We start from the raw sequence: 20,382 nt of genomic DNA, 5'->3' as shown, positions 1-20,382 counted from the left end.
TTTTAAACTGCGACTACCTTACGGGAGCTGTATGACAAAGTGGTTACATTTTAATAAACATAAAATGACAATGTAATTGACTTTAAAATTAGAGGGTTAACTTAAATTAAACAACGGAAAAAAGCCGCCCGAAGGCAGCTTTGGTGTTGCGATTATAATTAAGTTATTTTGTACGCTTGCCTGTTGAATACAAATTAGAGCAATGCGGTACGTAACGTTTCGGCGTGTACTTTTTCACGCTTCACATACTTGATCCATTGCTCAGCTAAACGCTGTGACTTTTTGTGTTTTTCAGCTTGCTCAAACGCTAAAATAGAGGCATCAAAGTTTTGTAAGTTGTACTGTGCCATTCCTAAGGCTACATACACATTCGATTCAAACTCTAAGCCGCCTTTATCAAGTGCTTTACGGGCTGCATCTGCTGCTTCGTCGTATTTTTCAAGGTTAATGCTCACCTCTGCGATACGCTGGTCGTACTGACCGTGCGGCACTAAGTCAGCAGCTTTAGCAAAATACGGCAATGATTTTTCGTCTTCTTTTGCTTGCACCATGGCTTCTGCAACAAAAGCATAGTTTTTAGCAGATTGTTCAACAACACCGTCTTTCATGGCTTTACTCATCACATTCGCCGCTTTATAAGCAAGACCGTTGTATAAATACACTTGTGATAATTGGCGTAAATCAGATTTAGACTTTAAAAAGCCTTGCTGATACGCGGCTTCTAACACTGCTAACTGCTTTTTCTCTGCGCCTGTTTCACCATACATACCACCTAATTGAACCCAGTACTCAGGTTTATTGTATAGCTTCACTAATCGCTCTAGCACTTCAACCACTTTGTCAGATTGATTGAGTGAGTAGTACATTGCACGTTGTAAAATTAGCCAGTTTTCTTTTGGCATTTCACCTTTACTTTCAGCTTCTGCAATAGCAAGGTTAATGTTTTCAATGCCTTTTTGATAATCTTTAAGCTGATAATAAGCTTGAGATTTTAATACGTAATACGCATCTGTTTTTGGCTTATCATTGATTTTCTCCCACTGATCCAAATACGTAATTACTTTATCGTAGTCACTATTTGCCATCGCTAATTGCGCTAAACTAAACGTGGTGCTTACGCGCAATGTTTCAGGGATTTCTTCTTCTGCCACGACTTTTTCGAACGACGCAATTGCTTTACCAAGATCGTTTTCGTTGTAGTAAATAAAGCCGTAGAAATTATGCATCATGGCAATTTCATACGAGTTCATACTTGATGAACGCTCTTTTATGCTATCTAAGGCAGCAAGACCCGCTTTTGCATCACCATCATCAGCCAGCTTTTGAGCACGCGCCAATTGGCTATACACTTTTTCACGCAGTGCAGGTACGCGTTTGGTTTTTTGCTCTTCGGCATAAGCTGTAGCCAATGTTACCCCTGGTAACATACTAACAACGCTTGGTACTACAAGGCTGCTTGTGAAAGCAGCCGCGCAAATCACGGCAACTTTTAAAGGTTTCATAATCGCATTCCTCTTCTCTAACCGTTAATCTGGAAAGAAATTTTGTTCTGTACGCCCGCTACTTCAACGGCTTCACCGTTAACAACGCGCGGTTTATATTTAAATTTAAGTGCAGCATCCATTGCAGCGCGGTCAAACAGTGACTCAGGTTCCGCTTTAATCACTTTAGGGTCACGCACGGTGCCTTGCTTGGTTACTGTAAACTCAACAATTACATAACCTTCGATACCACGCGATAAAGCTCGGCGCGGATATACAGGCGCTACCTTTACAATGGGTAAGTATTCACCGTCGCTTGATTCAAGCGCTAAACCACCGGATAAGTTAACGTCAGCTTCAACGCTTGCACCAAAGTCAAAGTTTGCATTGCTTGCATTGGGATCACTGTTTTGCATTTGCGGTGATTCCATTGGCGGTGGTGGCTCTTTTGGCGTTGGTGGTTTTTGTGGTTTGCGCTCTTTCTTTTGTAGCGTCTCTTCTTTTTTCAGACGAACAAAATCAAGCACGTTCCCTTTTACTGGCTCAGACATGGCCCCTTCACCGCCGGTGATCAGCGCCTGCATGCCTAAAAACAGCATGACAGTCACGATACCAGCGATGATTAATGCAACTATATAACGCATCGCTCACATTCCTTATGATGCTTCTTGCGCAGCAATCGACACATCAAATGCGCCTGCAGCTCGCGATGCATCCATAACTTTAATCAGTACATCGGTTGTGGCTTTTTTATCAGCTTGAATAACCACGCTACCTTGAGGGTTTTCAGCTTTTAAGCGCTCGATATTTGCTTGTACCGCACGGATATCTACTTGGCGTTTGTTAATCCAAATTTCACCCTTGTCTGAAATAGCAACTAAAATGTTGGCACGCTCTTTTTTCACAGCGGTTGCCGCTTCAGGGCGGTTAACATCAATACCGGCTTCTTTTACGAATGATGCTGTTACGATGAAGAAAATAAGCATGATAAAAACAACGTCTAGCATTGGTGTCATGTTGATTTCTTCTGCATCGTCTTCTTGAAATAAGTTACCTAGTGGCGCTCTCATTATTTGTCTCCTAGTGGGTGGTGTTTTACATCACCCTAAAATTCATTTAGTGGTCTAAGACCATGTTGTCTTCAAGTAATTGCACTTCGCGTTTTGCACGACGTTGTAAATACGTTGATGCAAACACCCCTGAAAGTGCACCCACCATGCCCGCCATTGTTGGGATAGTGGCTTTAGACACCCCTGACGCCATCGAACGCGCACTGCCTGTGCCTGTGATTGCCATTACGTCAAATACCTCAATCATGCCGGTAACAGTACCTAACAGACCTAAAAGTGGACATAACGCAACCATTACGTTGATTAGCGCAAGGTTATTATTTAGTTGCATGCCAGCGCGTGAAATCATCGCTTGGCGAATTTGCTCTGCGTTCCAACTGTTACGCTCTGCTCGATTGTTCCAAGTGCTTTTTACGTCTTTCTTGTAGCGTTTAAAGCCACCAAAGAAATACATAAAACGCTCAAGTATCAATAACCACATCGCGAAGATGAGCACCCCGATGACCAAGAGAACTTGGCCACCCGTGTCGAGGAAATCACGTAGAGCATTGATTGCATCAATCAATAGCACCATGATTTACGCTCCTTTCTCGCTTCGCTCTGCAATGATACCTGCACTTTGCTCTTGTAAAATTAACAGCATGTTTTTAGAGCGCGTGTTAAGAAGTGTGTATAAAAATACCGTTGGAATAGCCACAACCAGACCCAGTACTGTTGTTACAAGTGCCTGTGAAATACCACCTGCCATAAGTTTCGGGTCACCTGTACCGAACAAAGTAATAGCCTGGAAGGTATTAATCATACCGGTTACCGTACCAAGTAGACCCAATAACGGAGCTACCACAGAAATAATCTTAATGAGCGTTAGGTTACGGGTAATTTTTGGCATTTCACGAATGATTGCTTCGCTTAATTTAAGCTCAAGAGTGTCGTACGCTACATTTGGGTATTGATCTTTCACTTTCATTACACGACCAAGTGGGTTGTCATCACGTGCAACCGTGTCTTTAAGCTGACGACGGATTTTGCCACCCATAATCATCAGTGATACAAAACGCTCAAGTGCGATTAATAAGGCAATTAAACCAACACCTAAAATGATGTAACCGACAGTACCACCTTGGTGAACTTGCTCTTCGGTGTCTGGTGCTTGAACTAAAAGACCTAAGATTGAACCACCTGTTGGGTCAAGTGCAAACGGCACAACACCTGAGTTAGCTTGTTGGAGATCCGATGCCGTCGCTGTGTATCGGCTGCTTGGTTGGCGAGTAAGCTGGCTGATTGTGTTAGTCGCTGGCGTGTACTCTAGGTACTTACCATCCGCGATTAAGTTAAATGCACCAACACGCACCACTTCTTTTTGTGCTTTGCTGCCACCTTCAACAATAACATCCGTCGTAAAGCGAGATACTTTACCCTGCTCAGTCATTTCGCGTTGTAATTCAAACCATACTTTTTCAATATCATCGATTGAAGCAAGCTTCGACGTTGACCCCATTTTTTGAGCAAGCTCATCCATGAAGTTACTACGACCTGGTAGCTCAGCAGAAACAACAGAGGTCATGAATTTGTTGCTTGAGTCACCCGCAACTTGTTGTAACACACCGAAAAGCTCTTTAAGTGAACCCATGCGGTTTGAAAGTGTTTCGGTTAAGTTAGCAAGTTTTACTTCGTTTTCTTCAAACTGCGTTTCTAAACGCTCCGACTCGTTAAGCATGGCATTACGCTTTGCTTGTGTATCTTTAAGCATTTGCACTTGTTCGTTTTGGCGCGCCATGAACGCTTGCTCACGTTGTTTATTCTCAGCGCTTTGTTGTGCTTTACCTTGCTCTAATGTTTTTAGTAATGAGTCTAAATCCATTGGCTCAGCAGCAAAGCTACTACCCGCAAAACCAAGGCCAGCTGCAAACACGGCCATTTTTGTCATTGTCGTTAATAATTTCATCTCGAACCTCTTATTCAGCAGCGTGGACTGGCAGTGTTAACATATCTGGGGCAAGTTGCTTACGCGCGATACGTAAACCTTTACTAATTTGACTGATTGCAGAATCGGGTAATTCAACAAACGATTTTGTTTCTTTATCCCAGCTACCTGCTTTTTTGCCGTCGCGTGTTAAATAAATAAGCTCTAAACGGCCGATACGTAAAAAGTCAACTTCGCGCTCTTGACCATCAACATCAAGTAATGCGGTGTACGCTTCGATAGTACGACCGTAATCAACTTCTACTTGGTAGGCTTCCAGTAAGCGGCGGAATTTTTCACTTGATGTGATGTCTGCGCGGTCCATCATTGCTTTTAATGAGGCAATACGCTTGCTACGTTCTTCAGTTAAGAAAGGCACGTCCAGTGCAACAAATTGGTCAAGGCCTGTGATCATGCGCATCATTAACGGCGTGATTTGACGCTCGATAACCGATACCTGATCCATAGACTCGTTTAACGCGTCCATTTCAGCAATTTGGTTATTTAATTGCTTAGTAAGTTGTGCGTTATAAACAGTTAAACCGTCAATTTCTTTGTTTAGGGCTTTGAACTGTTGTAAACGACCTTGCATTGAATCTGCAATCTTGTCGATTTTAGTTTGTGATTGCGCAGCAGATTTGTTTATCTCACTACTTTTATCAATTACTTTATCTAGATCGTTTGCATGTACTGCTGCAGATGCCGCTACAATACCTGCTAAAATCAGTGGTTTAACGCCTTTCATCGCATACACCTTTACTCGTTAAATTAGCTTAATTTGCTAGTGGGTTTGTTTTAATGAGCGAAAGTCTAACGATGAAAAATGACAAGCGTGTTGCGTAAAAAATACAAAAATATGACAGCTGTAACAATTCGTTTATGTTGAGCAAAAATAAGGGGAAAATCTCGAGGATGTGCCTTATAAGTTAGGCATTTATAAACATCTGGGACAATTATTTTGAAATTTCAGTTAAAAAAATGACATTAAATTTAAGCTTTTAGAAAAACTCACGGCAGCGCGTTTTTGCACAAAGATGCGTTAATCGGTACTCGCCAATAAAAAATGAGTTTGCATTACACATAACTACGCCAAATAAATAATGTTAGTTATTCACCAATTAAGGTTTAATCGTTAGATAAGTCTCAGTGCCAAACTTGATAGTTAAAGCGAGCCTAATATGACATTTTAAATGATCGCTGTGTGGCCCAATTACAATGCCAAATAAACCTTTTAAGTAACTAATATCTCGCAGCGCTGCGTTTTAACTGTGACAAGATGTTATCAGTCAACTTTAGCCAATTTGTTTCATACTCCCACGTCCTTTTAAAGTCGTCATTACTCCTTGAGCTTTCAAGCATTTCTCTAAAATCGAAGACATCGGCAAAATTATCATTCGTAACATCATACCTTCCATAGCCCCGGGATTCAGGCCCGATATATTTCAAATAATTAGATTTAAAATCCTTGATAGCACTTACTAATTCCTCCGAACCATTTAGTTTTTCTTCTAAGTACTCTTTTTCAAGGTCTGTAATCGAACCAGTCGCTTCTAAAGTACCAGATTGGTTTATTGATATTCCCCAATTTTTATAGGTCAATGAAGTCGCTTGATTATTTATATCTGAGAGTAATGCATCGTAAGGAGAAAGCATTTTTTCCACAGCCTTCGGTACACTCCCACCAGGCATATATAATTCGCCAGTCGCAACAGCAAGTTCATACATAAAGCCATCAACCGTTTTAGTCATGTCTATTTTGCTCGCGGTCATTGTCAGTGGCTTGCTATATGTTTGCTCTAGTTCAGGTGGCTCGCTTTTGTGATATATGTCATCCGCCAACTTTTTCAGCTCAGTATTTAAAAGAGCCTCCCCATCTTTGGGTGATTCTAATGTCACATTGTAATTATTTAGTGGTTGCGGTAAATTTTCAGAAATAACCTTCACAACACGTCCCTGTTTCAGTGATATGATTTTGTATCGGCCTATTTTTATAATTCTTTAAAGCTTAAATGCTGCTAGTTTGATGTTAACTCATCACTGGACAGAAACACGTTAGATATTTATTCGGTAACGCCTTGCTCACCGGAAAATTGCGAGCGCAGCGAGTAATTTTTCCGAGTGCAGCAACTTGTTATGTTACTTACCGCCGCGCCCAAAAGTAGTAATCCTATTTTCTGTTTTTCTAATCCGAATTCGACTATCTTTATGAACCATTCTTTGATGGCAATCTAGACAAAGGCTAATCATGCCTTCAACTGTTGACGGGCCGCCTTTTGCATATTCGAAGATATGGTGGGCTTGAACACTATTTGTCGAAGCACATAATTGACAAATTTCAAGATCAATAAGTCTTCTCTGCTTTTGGGCCTTCCGGTGGTCATAAGGCCTACTCATCGTCATCCTCAAACCAGTCGTCATCTAAAGGAATATCGTCATCGTCAAACCATTCCTCTTCAGGTTCGTCAGATGCTTGCGACGTTACTTCTATTTGTGCTGGCGTTGAGTTATCAATAACACCAAGCGCTAAATTTTCAACTCTACGTTTAAGCATTGGCTGAAGAGATTCAAATGGCCCTTCAATTCCAGTTAAATCTTCAATTTCACCACTTTCTTCCAGCTGGTTTAATTTTTTTAAGATTTTCTTTACAGTTTCTTCGTTTCCCACAAAGGCTACGTTAGTTGCCCACTTTTCATCATCAGACATAGCTAGCAACCCTCTTTGGCTGGGAGTTGAACACTAATTCTGGATTTTGAATCGTATACTTCAATTTTGCCTATGCCTTTACTAAGCAAAATCACAAAGTCATCGTTTAATAATGGAAGTTTATTTTTGAAATCCTCCACCTTGTAAATGACAAGCTTACCAGCTTTTTCAATAACAATTGCTTGGTCGTTAAACTGACTACCTGAGTGGACTGTTAGTTTTTCAAACTGCTTAGAAAAAGTTGGCTCCCCCAGATCAAAGCCGAATACTTTATAAACTCTGAAGTTACCACTCTCTTCTTGTATGATCATCTCTTTGCCGTCAAATAAATAGAGAGAATCACCTTCCTTAAGCACTTTAAATCTATATTCTTTCATGTGACTCCTAAATTAATCTAGTAACATAACGCCCGCATAAGGGGCTGATTAATGTTTGGCTAAAATGTGAAGCGGAGCGGAACCGAGCCAAACTTTAGCAGTCCCGTGCTTAATGCGCTTGTTATGTGCTAATTGGCTAAGCCTGCTTTAAAGTTTGATAAAACTTTCTTCTTTAACTTGCTATCATCTAAAAAGTTAAGAAAGCTCGCCTTTATTTTGATTTTATCTTTATAGCTTTGATTTAATTTTTTTATTTTACCTTTATCAGTCTGTTGATAGGAATGTCCAAATTCGTTTAAAAAGCATATAGATAGAAGGTGTGTACACCGAAGTATATTTAAGGTTTTATCTTTATCATCATTGTCAATTTTAGAAAAATACTCGATGACTCGTCTAAGCGGATCGTAACTGTGTTTTAACTTAGGAACAAACTCATCAAATTCAATAACTTTGTTGTTACTTACTACCCATCCGCTAAATCCTTTAAGTTCATTACGGTAAAAGTGGTTCGAATCATCATCTTGCTTATACCCCAATTCAGTTAATAAGTTGGATTCACAAAAAATATTTTTAAATGTTTTTACATAAAGTAAAAAAGTAATATCTTCTTCATCTGCAACCGTTGAGTCCATAGATAATAAGTCTTCTTCTGTTTTTATGCAGAAGTGAATTAAAACAAGAAACCTATATATGAAGCTGTTGAGGTAGTATTGGTTTGTCTGGAACCACTCTTTCTCACTAATGTTATGGTAACCCTTAGAAATATTTTTATTAAAATTAAAAATCCTGTAGTTAAACTCCTCTGCGGCATTTAACAAAGGTACTTTTGTTTTCACAATCTCTTCTTTTAGTAATTTCTTTTGTTCGAATTTATATTCTTTTTGAAGTTTGTAATTTAATGAATAATTTTCATGGAAGACTTTAAACAACCAACCTAGTCCAAATATAAAAAGAGAAGTAATAGCTGAAACGATGGCTGCTTGAAGTTTTACATCTAATTCTAAAAAGTTCACTTGTATTCCTTTACTCGATTCTTGCCAACTACTGAAAGCACATAACATGTTTATAGCGAGCGAATCGCGCGTTTTTCTACCACAGCGTCGCTCGCTTTTCTGAATGACTCATTTGTAACAAACTTCTTAACTAATTGCCATTACTACTAAAATGCAGTAGTTCTAGCTTTTGTCTCAGGACAAAAACGAGCGATTGGGTCGTTTTACTGACTATGCAAGCAATATACTTTGACGAAATAGAAAAGCAATTTTGAACGGCCGAAGTTCGCTTTTTTGAGTAATTCGCCTAAACACGTCTTGGGGCAGTTATGAGTTAGAGTCGACGGGCGGTTCGGTGCCATGAGCAGACACTGAAGATCTTTAATGTCTGAAATCAAAATTTGGGTGATGCCAATCATACTCATTGCTAGGTCACAAAAAGTGGAACGCCAAGAAAAGCTCGCATGGATAGTCGCCTGTTTGTTTATTAGTTGGTTTTGTTTACTCTTATTTATGTTGATTGCACCACTTAAGCATAATCAAAAATAGTAATTTGGTGTTGTTCGCGTGTTAAATTAGGTTTTGATTAATGGCTTTTATAACGGCCTGAGTGCGGTCTTTTACATCTAATTTGGCAAGAATTTGTGACACATGATTACGAATAGTCCCCTCAGAGTTATCTAATTTTTTGGCAATCATTTTGTTTGGCATACCTAAAGACAAACACTGCAATACGGTTTGTTCTTTGTCCGTTAAGCTGAGCTGAGGGCTTAGTTGCTTTTTGAGTAAAAAATCAGTCACCGCACTTTGCAATACTCGCTCACCTGCAACGACCTGCTTGATAGCGCTAATGAGTTCTTCAAGTTCAATGTTTTTAAGCACATACCCACGAGCACCTAGATTAAGGGCTTTGACTAATACATCACAATCTTCAAATGTGGTGATGATCAGCACAGGGGTTTTATCACCCTTTTCACGCATTTTTTGCAGCACGCTGAGCCCATCTAAATTCGGCATTCTCATATCGAGTAAAGCAATGTCAAAACTATGCTCAGCTAATAGTGTAAGCGCTTGCAAGCCATCTTCAGCTTGGGCTTCGATATTAATGGCGCTATCAAGGTTAAGTAAATTAGCGAGGCCTAAACGAACTAATGTCTGATCTTCAACTAGTAGGCACTTTATCATGGCTTTTTTCTTCTAAATTTAGTGGTAGTGTCATGGTATTTATCAGTGTTTCTTGCTCAAGGTGTTGTGAAAATTCACCGCTAAATTGTGCCATTCGCTCATTTAATCCTGCTAATCCGTTCCCTTGTTTTGGTAAATGGGTCTCTGGTTGATTGTGATACGCTTTTGCAACTAACAGCAGCTGTTCGCCAACGTGGGTGACATTTACATGCAAAGTAAAATGGTTTGCTTGGGTATGTTTAAGGGTGTTGCTGATCATCTCTTGGGTAAACCGCAATACACAAAGGGCGTAGTCTTGAGGGAGCTGCTCTGTCTCCTTACTTAGTTGGAGATCACAGTGTAAATTAGGTGTTAGTTCGCAAATGGCCTCAAGAGCTTGTTTAAGTATAGTTTTGTCATTGCGTTGAGTGGAAACGATTTCGCGCACCTCAGCCAATACTTCTTGGCTAAGTTGGTGACAAAGAGAGAGGGTTTCAACGGTGGCTTCATTTGCTGCTCTTTTAGCAAAATCTAAATTAATGCTGAGCGCGGTAAGCTTATGGCCGAGTGAGTCATGGAGCTCGCGTGATATCTTTTGTCGCTCTTGCGCTGCATGCATCACCCCCATCATGTGTTGGGTGGCTTTTAACTCTTTGTAGTTTTGGCGGGATTGGTAATGTGTATTTAAACTTTCGACAATCCGGCGACTGATAAACCAATTCATCAAGCAAAAGAAAAACCAAATTGTAAACGTGATCCAAGGAATGCCATTTTCCCAGCGCGCATAATGCGTTAAACCATACACCAGCATGGCGGCCACAACGCAAGCCAGTATTTTAGGAAGCGAAAAATGAGGACTAAAAACCGCGGTAAACATCACTAGGTGGATAAAAACTAAGGATGTTGAACTCAGTTGTATCATTGCCAAAATAAGCAGGAAATAGCCAAGTGCTACGCCGTGAACAAATTTGTTAGGCTGTTTTAACACATACAGCAAAATAGCTAAAATGGAACCACTTACTATGATTTGCAAATATAGCGCTAATTCTGAGTTGGCATAATAGGCACACGCCGATGTCACCCCAAGCCACGATGCCAATGTTGAGAAATGCCAATCGGTTGTATGTCGTATAGTTGATTCCATTACTATGGCCATATTTTTTTAGCAATTATTGCAGAACTCGCGATTTAAAAACAGTGACATCTGTCATAGCTCGGGCTATGAGCTTTGTGACTAGTGCCATTATGCCTCAATCATTTATGCTTTATTAATAAAAATTAGTTGGGCACATTAATGAATAAAGACTGTCGATTACATTATATTGATAATTTACGCAGCCTCGCGCTATTGCTTGGCATAGTATTTCATGCCGCTTTAGCCTACAGTCCGTTCTTTAGCAATATTTGGTTTACGGCAGACCCAAGCACACATGGTCTATTTGATTATATTACGCATACGCTGCACTTATTTCGGATGCCGTTATTTTTTATTATTGCAGGGTTTTGCAGTGCACTTTTAATAGATAAATCGAGCAACGCGCGCTTTTTACATCATCGCAGTAAACATATTCTACTGCCTTTTATTGTATTTTTACCGTTAAGCTTTGCCGTTTACTACCATGCCTTGAGTTTTGGAGCCGGTATAGCTAATCCAATACCGCCGATTTTTGCTGTGTTTAAAGTTATTAAAGAGCCTGTTGTTAGCACTATGCACTTATGGTTTTTGTGGAACTTATTCCAGTTTTGCTTAATTCACTGGTTGTTGAAAACAACTAACTTATTAGGCAATAAATTCGATGCGCTTAGCGTCCACCCTTTATTTATGTGGGTTGTACTTCCCATCGTGTTAACGTTTTCATTAATGGGGCAATCTATTCCATTTCCTGCTCCTGATAAACTCACGCCACAGTTGTGGTCGTATGGTTTTTACGGCAGTTTTTATTGTTTAGGAGTGGGGCTTTATAAAAAACAACAACTCATTTCGTCATATCATAGGTACTTATGGCCTCTTATTTTGGGTGTTGCAATATCATTGACTGGTTATTTTTCTCTATTACCAGCCGCGCCAAGCTTAGATGAAGTGATTGCTGCCGCAACTACGGGGTCTTTTTCCGCAGCGGGAGAGCTATATGTATTGCATGTTTTATCACAAGGACTGAGTGTTATTTTGTTAACCGCCATAACGTTTTTACTTGGGCATCGTTTTTTAAATCACAAAAGTAAGCTCAGTCGCAGCATATCAAATGCATCATATTGGATTTATTTAATACATGTGCCAGTGCTGATTTATATTCAGATGCCATTGATTAATACTAATTTGCCAGTTTTAGTAAAGTTTATAGTTAGCGTGGTTTTAACATTACTTATAGGTCAAATAAGTTATTTATTATTAGTTAAAAATACATGGTTTGGCGCACTACTTAACGGTAGGCAAACCAAGAGAAAGATAATACAGTCAGCCTAAATGTCGTCACTTGGTAATGACTTAAAAGCAGAAAAACTGATACATTAAGAGCTACATAAAGGGATACTATTATGCATGCAATAACAATCAAATCGACAATCGCCACGATTCAACAAGGGGCAATCAAAGCCGACGGCAAATTTTGGCTAACCAACACCGATATTCATTTTGCACCGTTTAATGCACAATTTGGGTTAGGACCTTATATGTTTGCACGGCGTGAAATTGTAAAAGTGAGTAAGTGCACTGGTAAAGTTGCGGGTATTTTTTCTTATACACGTGATGCAATTGAAATCGTATTAAAAGATGGTAATAAATATCAATTCATTGTGTCGAATCCAATTGAGTGGATTAAATTAATTAACCAATAGTTTGAAGCACAAACGCTGATAGTCCATAAAAGTAACTATTGTTTGAATCTACCAAATAATGCACGATAAAACATGTCACTATTTTATTGGGTATATAGTAAGCACATGGATTTGATAAAAACGCTTTTGCTTAAACTCCGTTTGGATAAAAAATGCCGAACCCCTCATCGTTTTAGGGAAAAAACTATCAAGCAACAATAACGTGGTAGTTAAGTCGCTTGAGTTATATTGGTTTTCGCCTGAAGCATATTTCGACGATATCAGTGAGTTTGAGAAAGACAATTGTTTTATTGAATCTGTAGATGATATAACCCCTGTTGATGCATTGGTGAGAGCGCTGAGTAGTGAAAATGCCGTTGTTTGTGTGGATAATCGCTCTGAGCCTTTGCTTGTTTTGCCAATATTACAAAAGCTCGTGCCCATTCGTTTTGAAAAAGCCAACGAGGATCAAATCTTGACTTCAGATATCAAAACTTTTGATTGACTGCTTCGCTCAAAGCCGACCTATAGAGTAATTACGTTAACTCACTTCTGGACAAAAACGAGTTAAGCTTAAATTTCCACTTCTGGTAAAGCTGCCCTTAATTGGTAACTAATTTGTGTCTAACTGAGCTAGATCGACTGTCAGTTCCTTGCTTCAAAGCGACTCTCAGACTAACCACATTTAGAATGTTGCGCAGCACATATGCTTGCTTTGCTTTGAACATTTAAAGATCTTAAATGTTAGTACATTTATCAGAGTAGTCATTAACATTTAACTTTATATACCTGCCTAGCATACCCTCATTATTTTCGATTCGCTTAAGGTTATGAGATTTAAATTTCTCTAAACTCTTGTTTTTAACATTATAAGCATTACCTTTATAGATGATTTCATCATCATTAATTGCAATTTCAAACAATAGATTTTTTTGCTCATCAACAAAAAGGAGTCGATCAAAGTGACAAATATCTTCTGAAACATTAACTCCAAAAGGTTCACTCATAAGAGCTTTACTAATTAAACCTTTAAGCATATGAAAAGCTTCAAATTGGCTGTAAATTATTGCGTTATTATTATCTTTATTAATCCAGTAAATAGTCTCACTGTGCTCAAAATCTGAGTCTCTAACTAACTGGTTTGCTAGTGAGTTAAATGATACGAAAACTAAAAATACTAATAATTTCATCAGCAAAGTTCCTTTTTTCTTAAATGCTAGCAAAATCTGTTCAATTAATATAAAAATATCTGGGTACTCATGACTGGACAGTTGTGAGTTAGAGTAGTTATTCGGTAACACTCTAATCAGCCGCGCCGCTTTTTGGCGTCGGATGAATTTGATTGTTAGCCATACTGGCCTCGACTTTTACTTTTACACCCGACATATAATCTTGATTGAACCAAAGTAACTTATCTACTGGAAAGTCACTAAAAGTTAATTCTTTATCTGACGTCCATTGCACTTTTAAATTTTCAGGCTTGCCGTCCAACCCAAAGAATCCATTATACTCTATGCCTGATTTCACATCTACGATGCTTACTCCAGTTTGCCAGTTAGTTGTTGCTCCACAATCCGAATAACCAAGCTTCGCAATTTTTTTACCATTAGGGGACGCAAATTCTGCTACGTCGGTATATGAGCATAATGATGGACCTTCAATTCCTAGAATATCCATTCCATACCCAATGGCCTTAAATCCAAACCATATAAAAAATAGAATAGCGCCAAGATTCCAGGCTGATTTTTTAACCTTTGCTACAACACTCATGCAGATCCTTATGTATGACTAACATTTTAGTATTTATGCGGCACATAGTGTGTGTTGCATAATCGCTTATTGGACTGAGCCACTACCTGCTCGGTGTGTCGGAGTTGGTGCTATTTATGCTATGGCTTTACTTATATAAAATAGGCTTTTTGGAGACTCTCACTGTCCTAGCTAATGTAAAGTAAGCTTTCCCTGTATTGCTCAGCGCTTATTATGTATTAATTACACCTAAATTTGCCTTAATAAGCAATTATCTTTTTTACGCGTACGAAAGTTGCTAGCCTGAGCAATTAAGCTGGTTAACTAATTTATTTAAATCAACTACCTAGCACCTCACTTGCTCTGCTTTGGGTAACTTCCGTAGTTCGCTCAAAACAGATCTTTAGATTATTTGCGTTAACTCATAATGAGGCAAAGACGAGTAATATATCTCGGTCAAAGGTCAGGAACGCGTTGAGTCTATAATCAATAACCCAACATTAACGGGCTTAAAATAGTTTGTTAGAATAGTAAGACACTCAAAATAAACTGTTTTAAGACCCAGTTTAACTATTTGTTAGCCTTGCAATTCGATTAATGAATCAAGTGCTTTTAGTAATAATAGCTTTACAGCCTTTTTCTCCATTTTTGCCAACTCTTCTAAACTGTAATCTTTACCTATTTCTTTAGCTAAAATGTAGCCTAGGTAATAACCTCTGCGGTATGGCAAATTTGTTTCATCTTTTCTGAAACTGAAGAATGAAGAGTATGTTTCAGGATTTTTCGAGTAAAATTTTCCCTTAAGATCAGTCAGCGAATAACGCAGTCTAGAACGGACATTTTTAATCATATTTTCAGGTATGTTTAGCATCAATTCATCATTACTCGCAGACGAATTCAATTGGTGTGACACGTACGTTGCTAAGCCCTCAGTCCATAGCGAGCACCAGAGTTCATCATTACATTGAAAAAAGTTTTCATGGTAAACATGAAATAGCTCATGATGAAAAAATGGGGTGTCATTCTTCCAGTTATGGTATTTAGCCATCAGATCTACACCAAACATTAAGTAAGATTTGCCATTCAAATCACGTGTTGCCCCATTGAAGCCACCGAGCGAATGGAGTATATATATTGGTGTTTCAGATTTAAAATCTTCAAAAGTAGCAATAAACGAGTCCATGCTACCCTTTAAATTTTTAGATAACTCTCTGTTTTTTAATAAGTATACATCTTCTATCTCACTGAAACTTTCAATAGATTTAACAAAGCTCTTATTACTATAGAAAGGCTCAAACTGAGAGGTGAAATACTGTGAAAACTGCTCTGCTCTCTTTTCAGGGGATAACGTTTTGCTTGACTGATATACAGAATAAAAATCATCAGAAAGATTAATTATTTCGTAGGTAGCTGATTGGTCTTGGCCAAGTGTTTTGAATGATAACACTCCAAATAAAAGTGTTGTTAGCAGATGGGTTTTATAAAAATTTCGCATAATCTAATACATATTATTGATAAGGTTAACGCCATTTAAGCGGCAAATTGCTGTTAGCTAAAATAGGCAAGACACGAACAAAAAGTTCACGACAATTTGTCCAACTTAGAATGCCTTGTTAGGCATTTACTGCTTTATTTCTTTCCATGTGTCTGCGCCGTCAAAATATCTAATTTGAAGAGCGCTAAGAATATTTGCATTTACTAAACGAAAATTGACAGCCATTTTATCTTTATTGCCAAGTTCTGTTGGTGTGTAATGAGTTAAACAACCGCAGTTATTACAGTGATGGAATTCAATGGTTTTATCACCCCAAGAATATGAAGCAATAGAATTATCTACCGTAGTAAATTTAACGTCTTTGGGTGAAAAGTAAGCCCATAAAGATGCATACTTACTGCAAGCAGAACAATTACAACTTGTAACCGTATCTGTGATTTCAGGAACCGCTATTTTAATGTTGCCACAATGACAACTTGCTTCGATCATTCCGTGATTCTCCTAAATACCTAACAGGTATATATCGAGCTAGTCGGTCATTTTTATACCACGCTGAAGCTCAATTATCTTAAAGACATATTATTAACAAAGTTATTAGCCAATTACTATATATTAAAAGTTGGTTGCTCTTCTTTTACCGTGATCACAAAACGAGTGATTGGGTCGTTATTTTAACTATGCAGCGCTCAAACCATAACAATAGAAGAATGTTTCAATATTACTCAACTAATTGATTGCTCTAATAAATAATTAGTCAAAAAAGTGATATGAAATTTTCCCACTCCCCCTCGTTAAATGATTCCCCTCTCTTAAAAAACAAAAGAGCTGGCTTTGAGGCTATATAAGCGAAAGGATCTGCTGATAACTGGCTTCCCAATCAAGGTAATTAATTGGGATTACATGGTACTCCCCTTTATTTTCTAGCACTAAAGAAGGAAAGCCTTGGATTGGCAGTGAACGCGCTGCGTTTATTTCAGCCATTAATAACGCATTGATAGCATCACTTTGAATATCTTTAATAAAGACTGTTTTATCTAAGCCTATTTGCTCTGCGAGATTAGCAAGGGTGCTTATGTCAGATGGGTTTTGTGCGTTTAAGTAGTAGGCTTTTTGAATGGCATAGAGCATTTCGGGCTCTTTATCATGTTGCCTTGCAACAAGCACCGCACGACATGCTGGATAGGTAGAGCGGCGTGGTTGAGCGGTATGCCAAAAATCATGATTAAATTTCGTACCAAGCTGCTGCTCAATTCGATGCCATGTTTGCTGTAAAAATTGCTGCATGTCTAAAGGCATTGGCTCATCGCTATCAGGTGCAAGCCCCCCTACTTTATAGTCAATGCTGAGTTTATCGGTTAATGCAGCCTGCAGTTTTAACCACGTTTCTCTGTACCCCCAACACCAACTACACATTGGGTCGTAAACATATATTAATCTGGCCATTTACTCGTCTTCTTGTTTATTGGATACAACAGTATTGCGCCCTGCCATTTTAGCCTTGTAAAGATTATCATCGGCTTGCTTAACAGCCTTACTAAACTGACTGGCGTGATTTAAGCTCGCGATGCCAATACTACAGGTAATAGACACAGCCATTCCCACATCATAAGCTATGCGCTTATCGGCAACATGGGCACATAATTTTTCAGCAACGCTATGGGCTGTTTTAAGCTCGGTATTGGGTAATAAAACTATAAATTCTTCTCCTCCATAGCGTGCTTTTATATCGGTCGTGCGTAGTTTATCGAAAAGCATAGACGTAAAGGCAATCAAAACCTGATCGCCAAAATCATGTCCGTAAGTATCATTAACTAATTTAAAGTTATCTAGATCAATTAACAATATCGACATGGGTAAATGACGTTGTGCATCCGATTCTAAGCGTGGACAAATATGCTCATAAATATAGCGACGATTGGCAAGCCCAGTGAGTGGGTCGGTTAAAGCGTCACGTTTTTCAATAAGGGTAATATCAGCAATTTTTTGATGGCTTTTTTGACGGAAAAATTCACTGATCCCAGAGAACAAAATAACCAATGTGAACGAGGCCAAAAATCGTGTCATTTCAACATGACCATAGCTTACCTGACCAACATCAGCACCAAACAACAAAAGTATAGTGCTTAAGTACATAATGGCCACAAATACACTACCCACTTTAAGCCCTAGCGTTACATAGGCAACAACCGGATAAAACATTAGCCAATACAATGCTGTATTTTCTTTACCTCCGGTATACACCAGTGAGATACACAACAGCATAATAATTAATAAGATAATGCAGGCGATTGCAGTGAGATTTCCCGTTCGAAAGTAATAAAGTAAACACCCGACGATGGCTATATCGCTTATTAGCAGCATCACTGTAAGCGGTAAGGCATACACCTGATAGTTTAAAATGAGTAATGTGGTAATTAATGCTATGGCAAAAAAGGCCATGGTAAATAACGTGAAGGCACGGCGTTGTTTGTCCGCCGTGTCGACACTTTTTAAGGTAATGGCACTAAGCCAGTTTTGATCCAAAAGTGAGAATACCTTTATACTTTAAACTTCAGAACGAGCTTTTCAAGTTCATAAAACTGCGCTTTAAGTTTAGTGCACTCATTGAGGGTATTGTTTAAGTTACTTTGCCCTTGGTTAGACAACTCACTTATTGAATGAATATCACTATCTAAGCTTTGAATAACATGATTTTGCTCGGTTGTTGCATTTGCAACACTGTGATTTACTTCATCTATTGACTCGATTGCCTGTGTAACCTCGGCCATTTTGTCACCCGCAATATGCGCTTGTTCAACGCTTTTCTCGCTGTCTTTAATACTGGCAGTCATTACTTCAACTGCTGACGCCGAGCCCTGTTGTAACTGCGTTATGGTGTCTTCGATCTCTTGTGTTGATTGTTGTGTACGATGAGCAAGCTGACGTACTTCGTCTGCAACAACAGCAAACCCTCGACCCGCTTCACCCGCTCGGGCAGCCTCTATTGCGGCATTTAAAGCAAGTAGATTTGTTTGCTCGCTTACCCCTTTAATCACTTCGAGTACTTGGCCGATACTGACCGTGTGAGCATCTAAGCTATTAATGGTTTTTTGTGCTTGCTCCATGTTACGTGACAGTGCATTAATTGCATTTAAGTTGTCCGCGAGTGCAGACTGACTTTGCAGCGACTGGCTATTTGCACTTGTCGCTAATTTAGAGGCATTACTAGCACTGTTTGATATTTCGACTGCACTTGAAGTTAACTCATTAATTGCCGTAGCCACATTATCTGTACGCTTTGTTTGATCAGCGTACATAGCGAGTGTGCCTTGAGTTTGACTTACTAAGCTTTCAACTAATCGCTCCAGCTCAACCGTGGTACTTTTTACTTGTTCAATTGAGCTATGAATTTTTTCTATAAAGGCATTGAAGTAATGACTCAATTCGCCAAATTCATCGTTATTCTCGATTTCAAGACGACGTGTTAAATCGCCCTCGCCTTGAGCAATGTCTTTAATTGCATCGCTTAAGCGCTGCATCGGGCGCATTAAATAACGCAATAAAAATTGCATCATCAGTACAATCGCAACAATCCCAATAAGCATGTAAACAGCCGCCATGTTTCTAAATGACGCCACTGACGAATACGCTATCTCTTCGTTGATCACCACACCTAAATACCAATCAACATTCTTAATGCCTTTTATTTTAGTAAACGAGACTAGCTTATCTGAGCCCGCAACTTGCACTTCAACAAACTCTGACTGTAAAGACAGATTTTTGCCAAACAGGTCACGCATATTTTTATCATTATATTTCGTGTCGGGATGACTTAAAATACGTCCTTCACTATCCAGTAAAAAGCCATAGCCAAACCCTAAAAAGTCAATTTCGTTAACGATTTTAGTGATGGTTTTCATATCGATATCAGCGCCAGCAACCCCACTAAATACACCATTTGATTGCATTGGCGCGACAGCCGAAATAGTTAATTCGTTTGTGGTTACATCAATATATGGCGCGGTGAAAGCCGTATTCGTTTTGTTTTCAACAAGCTTATACCAAGGGCGTGTTGTTGCGTCGTAGTCTGGCGGTAATACAACAGATTGGTCATTAAGTACAAACGTCCCATCTGAAATACCAATGTACGTATTTTTAAAATTGCCCGCTTTGTCTGCCGTACTAAGCTGGGTTAAGGTCAACGCTTTGCTGTCACCTAATTGGTAGGTATCAGCCACAGAAGACACGATGGCTAGTTTGGCATTAAGCCAGTTAGCAATATTTTGTGACACCGATTGAGAGATCTCTTGCAGAACTAAAGATAGCTGCTCCTGCGTTTGGCTTCGCATTGAGATAAAATTATTAATTGTGAATAAACCTAGCACTATCACTAATACTAATGACGCAGCTACGGTGACTTTGGTGGTAAATTTAAGCGTGCTTTGCATGGCAACCCTATTTGTTGTTATTTTTCGTTGTTAGCCGTTTATTTTTAACAAAATAAAATCACTTTGTCTTATAAATTTAGCTTAAAACCATAAAAACGTCGCTTTTTAAAACCACTTCTTCACGAAAATCGATTACTTTCTGTGTA

The 20,382-nt window shown here is 38.9% G+C and carries 24 protein-coding genes; 4 read left to right on the top strand and 20 right to left on the bottom strand.

What is annotated here, in order from left to right:
* Positions 1 to 194 precede the first annotated feature (194 nt).
* From BWD47_RS02420 to BWD47_RS02370, 11 genes are all read right to left on the bottom strand, one after another.
* Positions 195 to 1,502 (bottom strand): lipopolysaccharide assembly protein LapB, encoded by a 1,308-nt coding sequence (locus BWD47_RS02420; RefSeq protein WP_075593297.1) that lies wholly within the window; start codon positions 1,500 to 1,502, stop codon positions 195 to 197.
* Positions 1,503 to 1,519: 17 nt separating this feature from the next.
* Positions 1,520 to 2,125: an energy transducer TonB gene (locus BWD47_RS02415; RefSeq protein ID WP_075593296.1), complete on the bottom strand. Its 606-nt coding sequence runs from the start codon at positions 2,123 to 2,125 to the stop codon at positions 1,520 to 1,522.
* 12 nt (positions 2,126 to 2,137) lie between these two features.
* The gene (locus tag BWD47_RS02410; RefSeq protein WP_063707380.1) at positions 2,138 to 2,551 is read right to left on the bottom strand and encodes a biopolymer transporter ExbD; all 414 of its coding nucleotides are present in this window, start codon (positions 2,549 to 2,551) and stop codon (positions 2,138 to 2,140) included.
* Positions 2,552 to 2,597: 46 nt separating this feature from the next.
* On the bottom strand, positions 2,598 to 3,125 hold the full coding sequence (locus BWD47_RS02405; protein WP_065979084.1) for a MotA/TolQ/ExbB proton channel family protein: 528 nt from the start codon (positions 3,123 to 3,125) through the stop codon (positions 2,598 to 2,600).
* A 3-nt stretch (positions 3,126 to 3,128) separates the two neighbouring features.
* Positions 3,129 to 4,496, bottom strand: coding sequence for a MotA/TolQ/ExbB proton channel family protein (locus tag BWD47_RS02400; RefSeq protein WP_036971873.1), 1,368 nt, complete (start codon positions 4,494 to 4,496; stop codon positions 3,129 to 3,131).
* Positions 4,497 to 4,506: 10 nt separating this feature from the next.
* Positions 4,507 to 5,259, bottom strand: a complete 753-nt coding sequence (locus BWD47_RS02395; protein ID WP_036971874.1) for a DUF3450 domain-containing protein — start codon at positions 5,257 to 5,259, stop codon at positions 4,507 to 4,509.
* A gap of 494 nt (positions 5,260 to 5,753) precedes the next feature.
* Positions 5,754 to 6,458: a hypothetical protein gene (locus BWD47_RS02390; RefSeq protein WP_051501846.1), complete on the bottom strand. Its 705-nt coding sequence runs from the start codon at positions 6,456 to 6,458 to the stop codon at positions 5,754 to 5,756.
* Between the two features lie 192 nt (positions 6,459 to 6,650).
* Positions 6,651 to 6,908 (bottom strand): HNH endonuclease, encoded by a 258-nt coding sequence (locus BWD47_RS20350; protein ID WP_074989092.1) that lies wholly within the window; start codon positions 6,906 to 6,908, stop codon positions 6,651 to 6,653.
* A complete protein-coding gene (locus BWD47_RS02380; protein WP_074989091.1) occupies positions 6,901 to 7,218 on the bottom strand; it encodes a hypothetical protein in 318 nt (105 codons plus the stop codon). Before BWD47_RS02380 ends, BWD47_RS20350 begins: the two co-directional genes overlap by 8 nt.
* A gap of 2 nt (positions 7,219 to 7,220) precedes the next feature.
* The gene (locus BWD47_RS02375; RefSeq protein WP_074989090.1) at positions 7,221 to 7,595 is read right to left on the bottom strand and encodes a hypothetical protein; all 375 of its coding nucleotides are present in this window, start codon (positions 7,593 to 7,595) and stop codon (positions 7,221 to 7,223) included.
* A gap of 128 nt (positions 7,596 to 7,723) precedes the next feature.
* Entirely contained in the window at positions 7,724 to 8,608 is an 885-nt protein-coding gene (locus BWD47_RS02370) for a hypothetical protein (RefSeq protein ID WP_074989089.1), read from the bottom strand.
* Positions 8,609 to 8,971: 363 nt separating this feature from the next.
* Here BWD47_RS02370 and BWD47_RS20080 point away from each other — a divergent pair, with 363 nt between their 5' ends.
* Entirely contained in the window at positions 8,972 to 9,136 is a 165-nt protein-coding gene (locus tag BWD47_RS20080) for a hypothetical protein (protein ID WP_177222583.1), read from the top strand.
* 21 nt (positions 9,137 to 9,157) lie between these two features.
* On the opposite strand, the gene BWD47_RS02365 is transcribed toward BWD47_RS20080, so the two are convergent.
* Positions 9,158 to 9,772: a response regulator transcription factor gene (locus tag BWD47_RS02365; protein ID WP_075593295.1), complete on the bottom strand. Its 615-nt coding sequence runs from the start codon at positions 9,770 to 9,772 to the stop codon at positions 9,158 to 9,160.
* A complete protein-coding gene (locus BWD47_RS02360; RefSeq protein ID WP_075593294.1) occupies positions 9,750 to 10,895 on the bottom strand; it encodes a sensor histidine kinase in 1,146 nt (381 codons plus the stop codon). The genes BWD47_RS02365 and BWD47_RS02360 overlap by 23 nt, the downstream gene beginning before the upstream one ends.
* Before the next feature lie 150 nt (positions 10,896 to 11,045).
* On the opposite strand from BWD47_RS02360, the gene BWD47_RS02355 reads away from it, so the two are divergent.
* The 3 genes from BWD47_RS02355 (at position 11,046) to BWD47_RS02345 (ending at position 13,070) form a co-directional block, all read left to right on the top strand.
* Positions 11,046 to 12,215 carry an acyltransferase family protein gene (locus BWD47_RS02355; RefSeq protein ID WP_075593293.1) on the top strand — a complete coding sequence of 390 codons (1,170 nt, stop codon included), beginning with the start codon at positions 11,046 to 11,048 and terminating at the stop codon, positions 12,213 to 12,215.
* A gap of 71 nt (positions 12,216 to 12,286) precedes the next feature.
* A complete protein-coding gene (locus BWD47_RS02350) occupies positions 12,287 to 12,586 on the top strand; it encodes a hypothetical protein (RefSeq protein ID WP_075593292.1) in 300 nt (99 codons plus the stop codon).
* Between the two features lie 202 nt (positions 12,587 to 12,788).
* Positions 12,789 to 13,070: a hypothetical protein gene (locus BWD47_RS02345; protein ID WP_178387075.1), complete on the top strand. Its 282-nt coding sequence runs from the start codon at positions 12,789 to 12,791 to the stop codon at positions 13,068 to 13,070.
* Positions 13,071 to 13,302: 232 nt separating this feature from the next.
* Here the strand turns inward: BWD47_RS02345 and BWD47_RS02340 are convergent, their stop codons facing one another.
* The 7 genes from BWD47_RS02340 to BWD47_RS02310 form a co-directional block, all read right to left on the bottom strand.
* A complete protein-coding gene (locus BWD47_RS02340; protein WP_075593291.1) occupies positions 13,303 to 13,755 on the bottom strand; it encodes a hypothetical protein in 453 nt (150 codons plus the stop codon).
* 112 nt (positions 13,756 to 13,867) lie between these two features.
* The gene (locus tag BWD47_RS02335) at positions 13,868 to 14,335 is read right to left on the bottom strand and encodes a hypothetical protein (RefSeq protein ID WP_075593290.1); all 468 of its coding nucleotides are present in this window, start codon (positions 14,333 to 14,335) and stop codon (positions 13,868 to 13,870) included.
* Positions 14,336 to 14,891: 556 nt separating this feature from the next.
* The gene (locus BWD47_RS02330; RefSeq protein WP_075593289.1) at positions 14,892 to 15,809 is read right to left on the bottom strand and encodes a DUF5700 domain-containing putative Zn-dependent protease; all 918 of its coding nucleotides are present in this window, start codon (positions 15,807 to 15,809) and stop codon (positions 14,892 to 14,894) included.
* Between the two features lie 126 nt (positions 15,810 to 15,935).
* A complete protein-coding gene (locus BWD47_RS02325; RefSeq protein ID WP_083633617.1) occupies positions 15,936 to 16,298 on the bottom strand; it encodes a GFA family protein in 363 nt (120 codons plus the stop codon).
* Positions 16,299 to 16,646: 348 nt separating this feature from the next.
* The gene (locus BWD47_RS02320) at positions 16,647 to 17,252 is read right to left on the bottom strand and encodes a DsbA family protein (protein WP_075593288.1); all 606 of its coding nucleotides are present in this window, start codon (positions 17,250 to 17,252) and stop codon (positions 16,647 to 16,649) included.
* Positions 17,253 to 18,332, bottom strand: coding sequence for a GGDEF domain-containing protein (locus BWD47_RS02315; protein ID WP_256719157.1), 1,080 nt, complete (start codon positions 18,330 to 18,332; stop codon positions 17,253 to 17,255).
* Positions 18,333 to 18,346: 14 nt separating this feature from the next.
* The gene (locus BWD47_RS02310; protein ID WP_075593286.1) at positions 18,347 to 20,236 is read right to left on the bottom strand and encodes a methyl-accepting chemotaxis protein; all 1,890 of its coding nucleotides are present in this window, start codon (positions 20,234 to 20,236) and stop codon (positions 18,347 to 18,349) included.
* Between the last annotated feature and the right edge of the window lie 146 nt (positions 20,237 to 20,382).

Origin of the sequence: Pseudoalteromonas sp. PAB 2.2 (genome assembly GCF_001938575.1) — a bacterium.
Classification (GTDB): Bacteria; Pseudomonadota; Gammaproteobacteria; order Enterobacterales; family Alteromonadaceae; genus Pseudoalteromonas; species Pseudoalteromonas lipolytica.
Note: the sequence above shows the minus strand (reverse complement) of the source record. Positions and strands in the feature narration are given on the sequence as shown.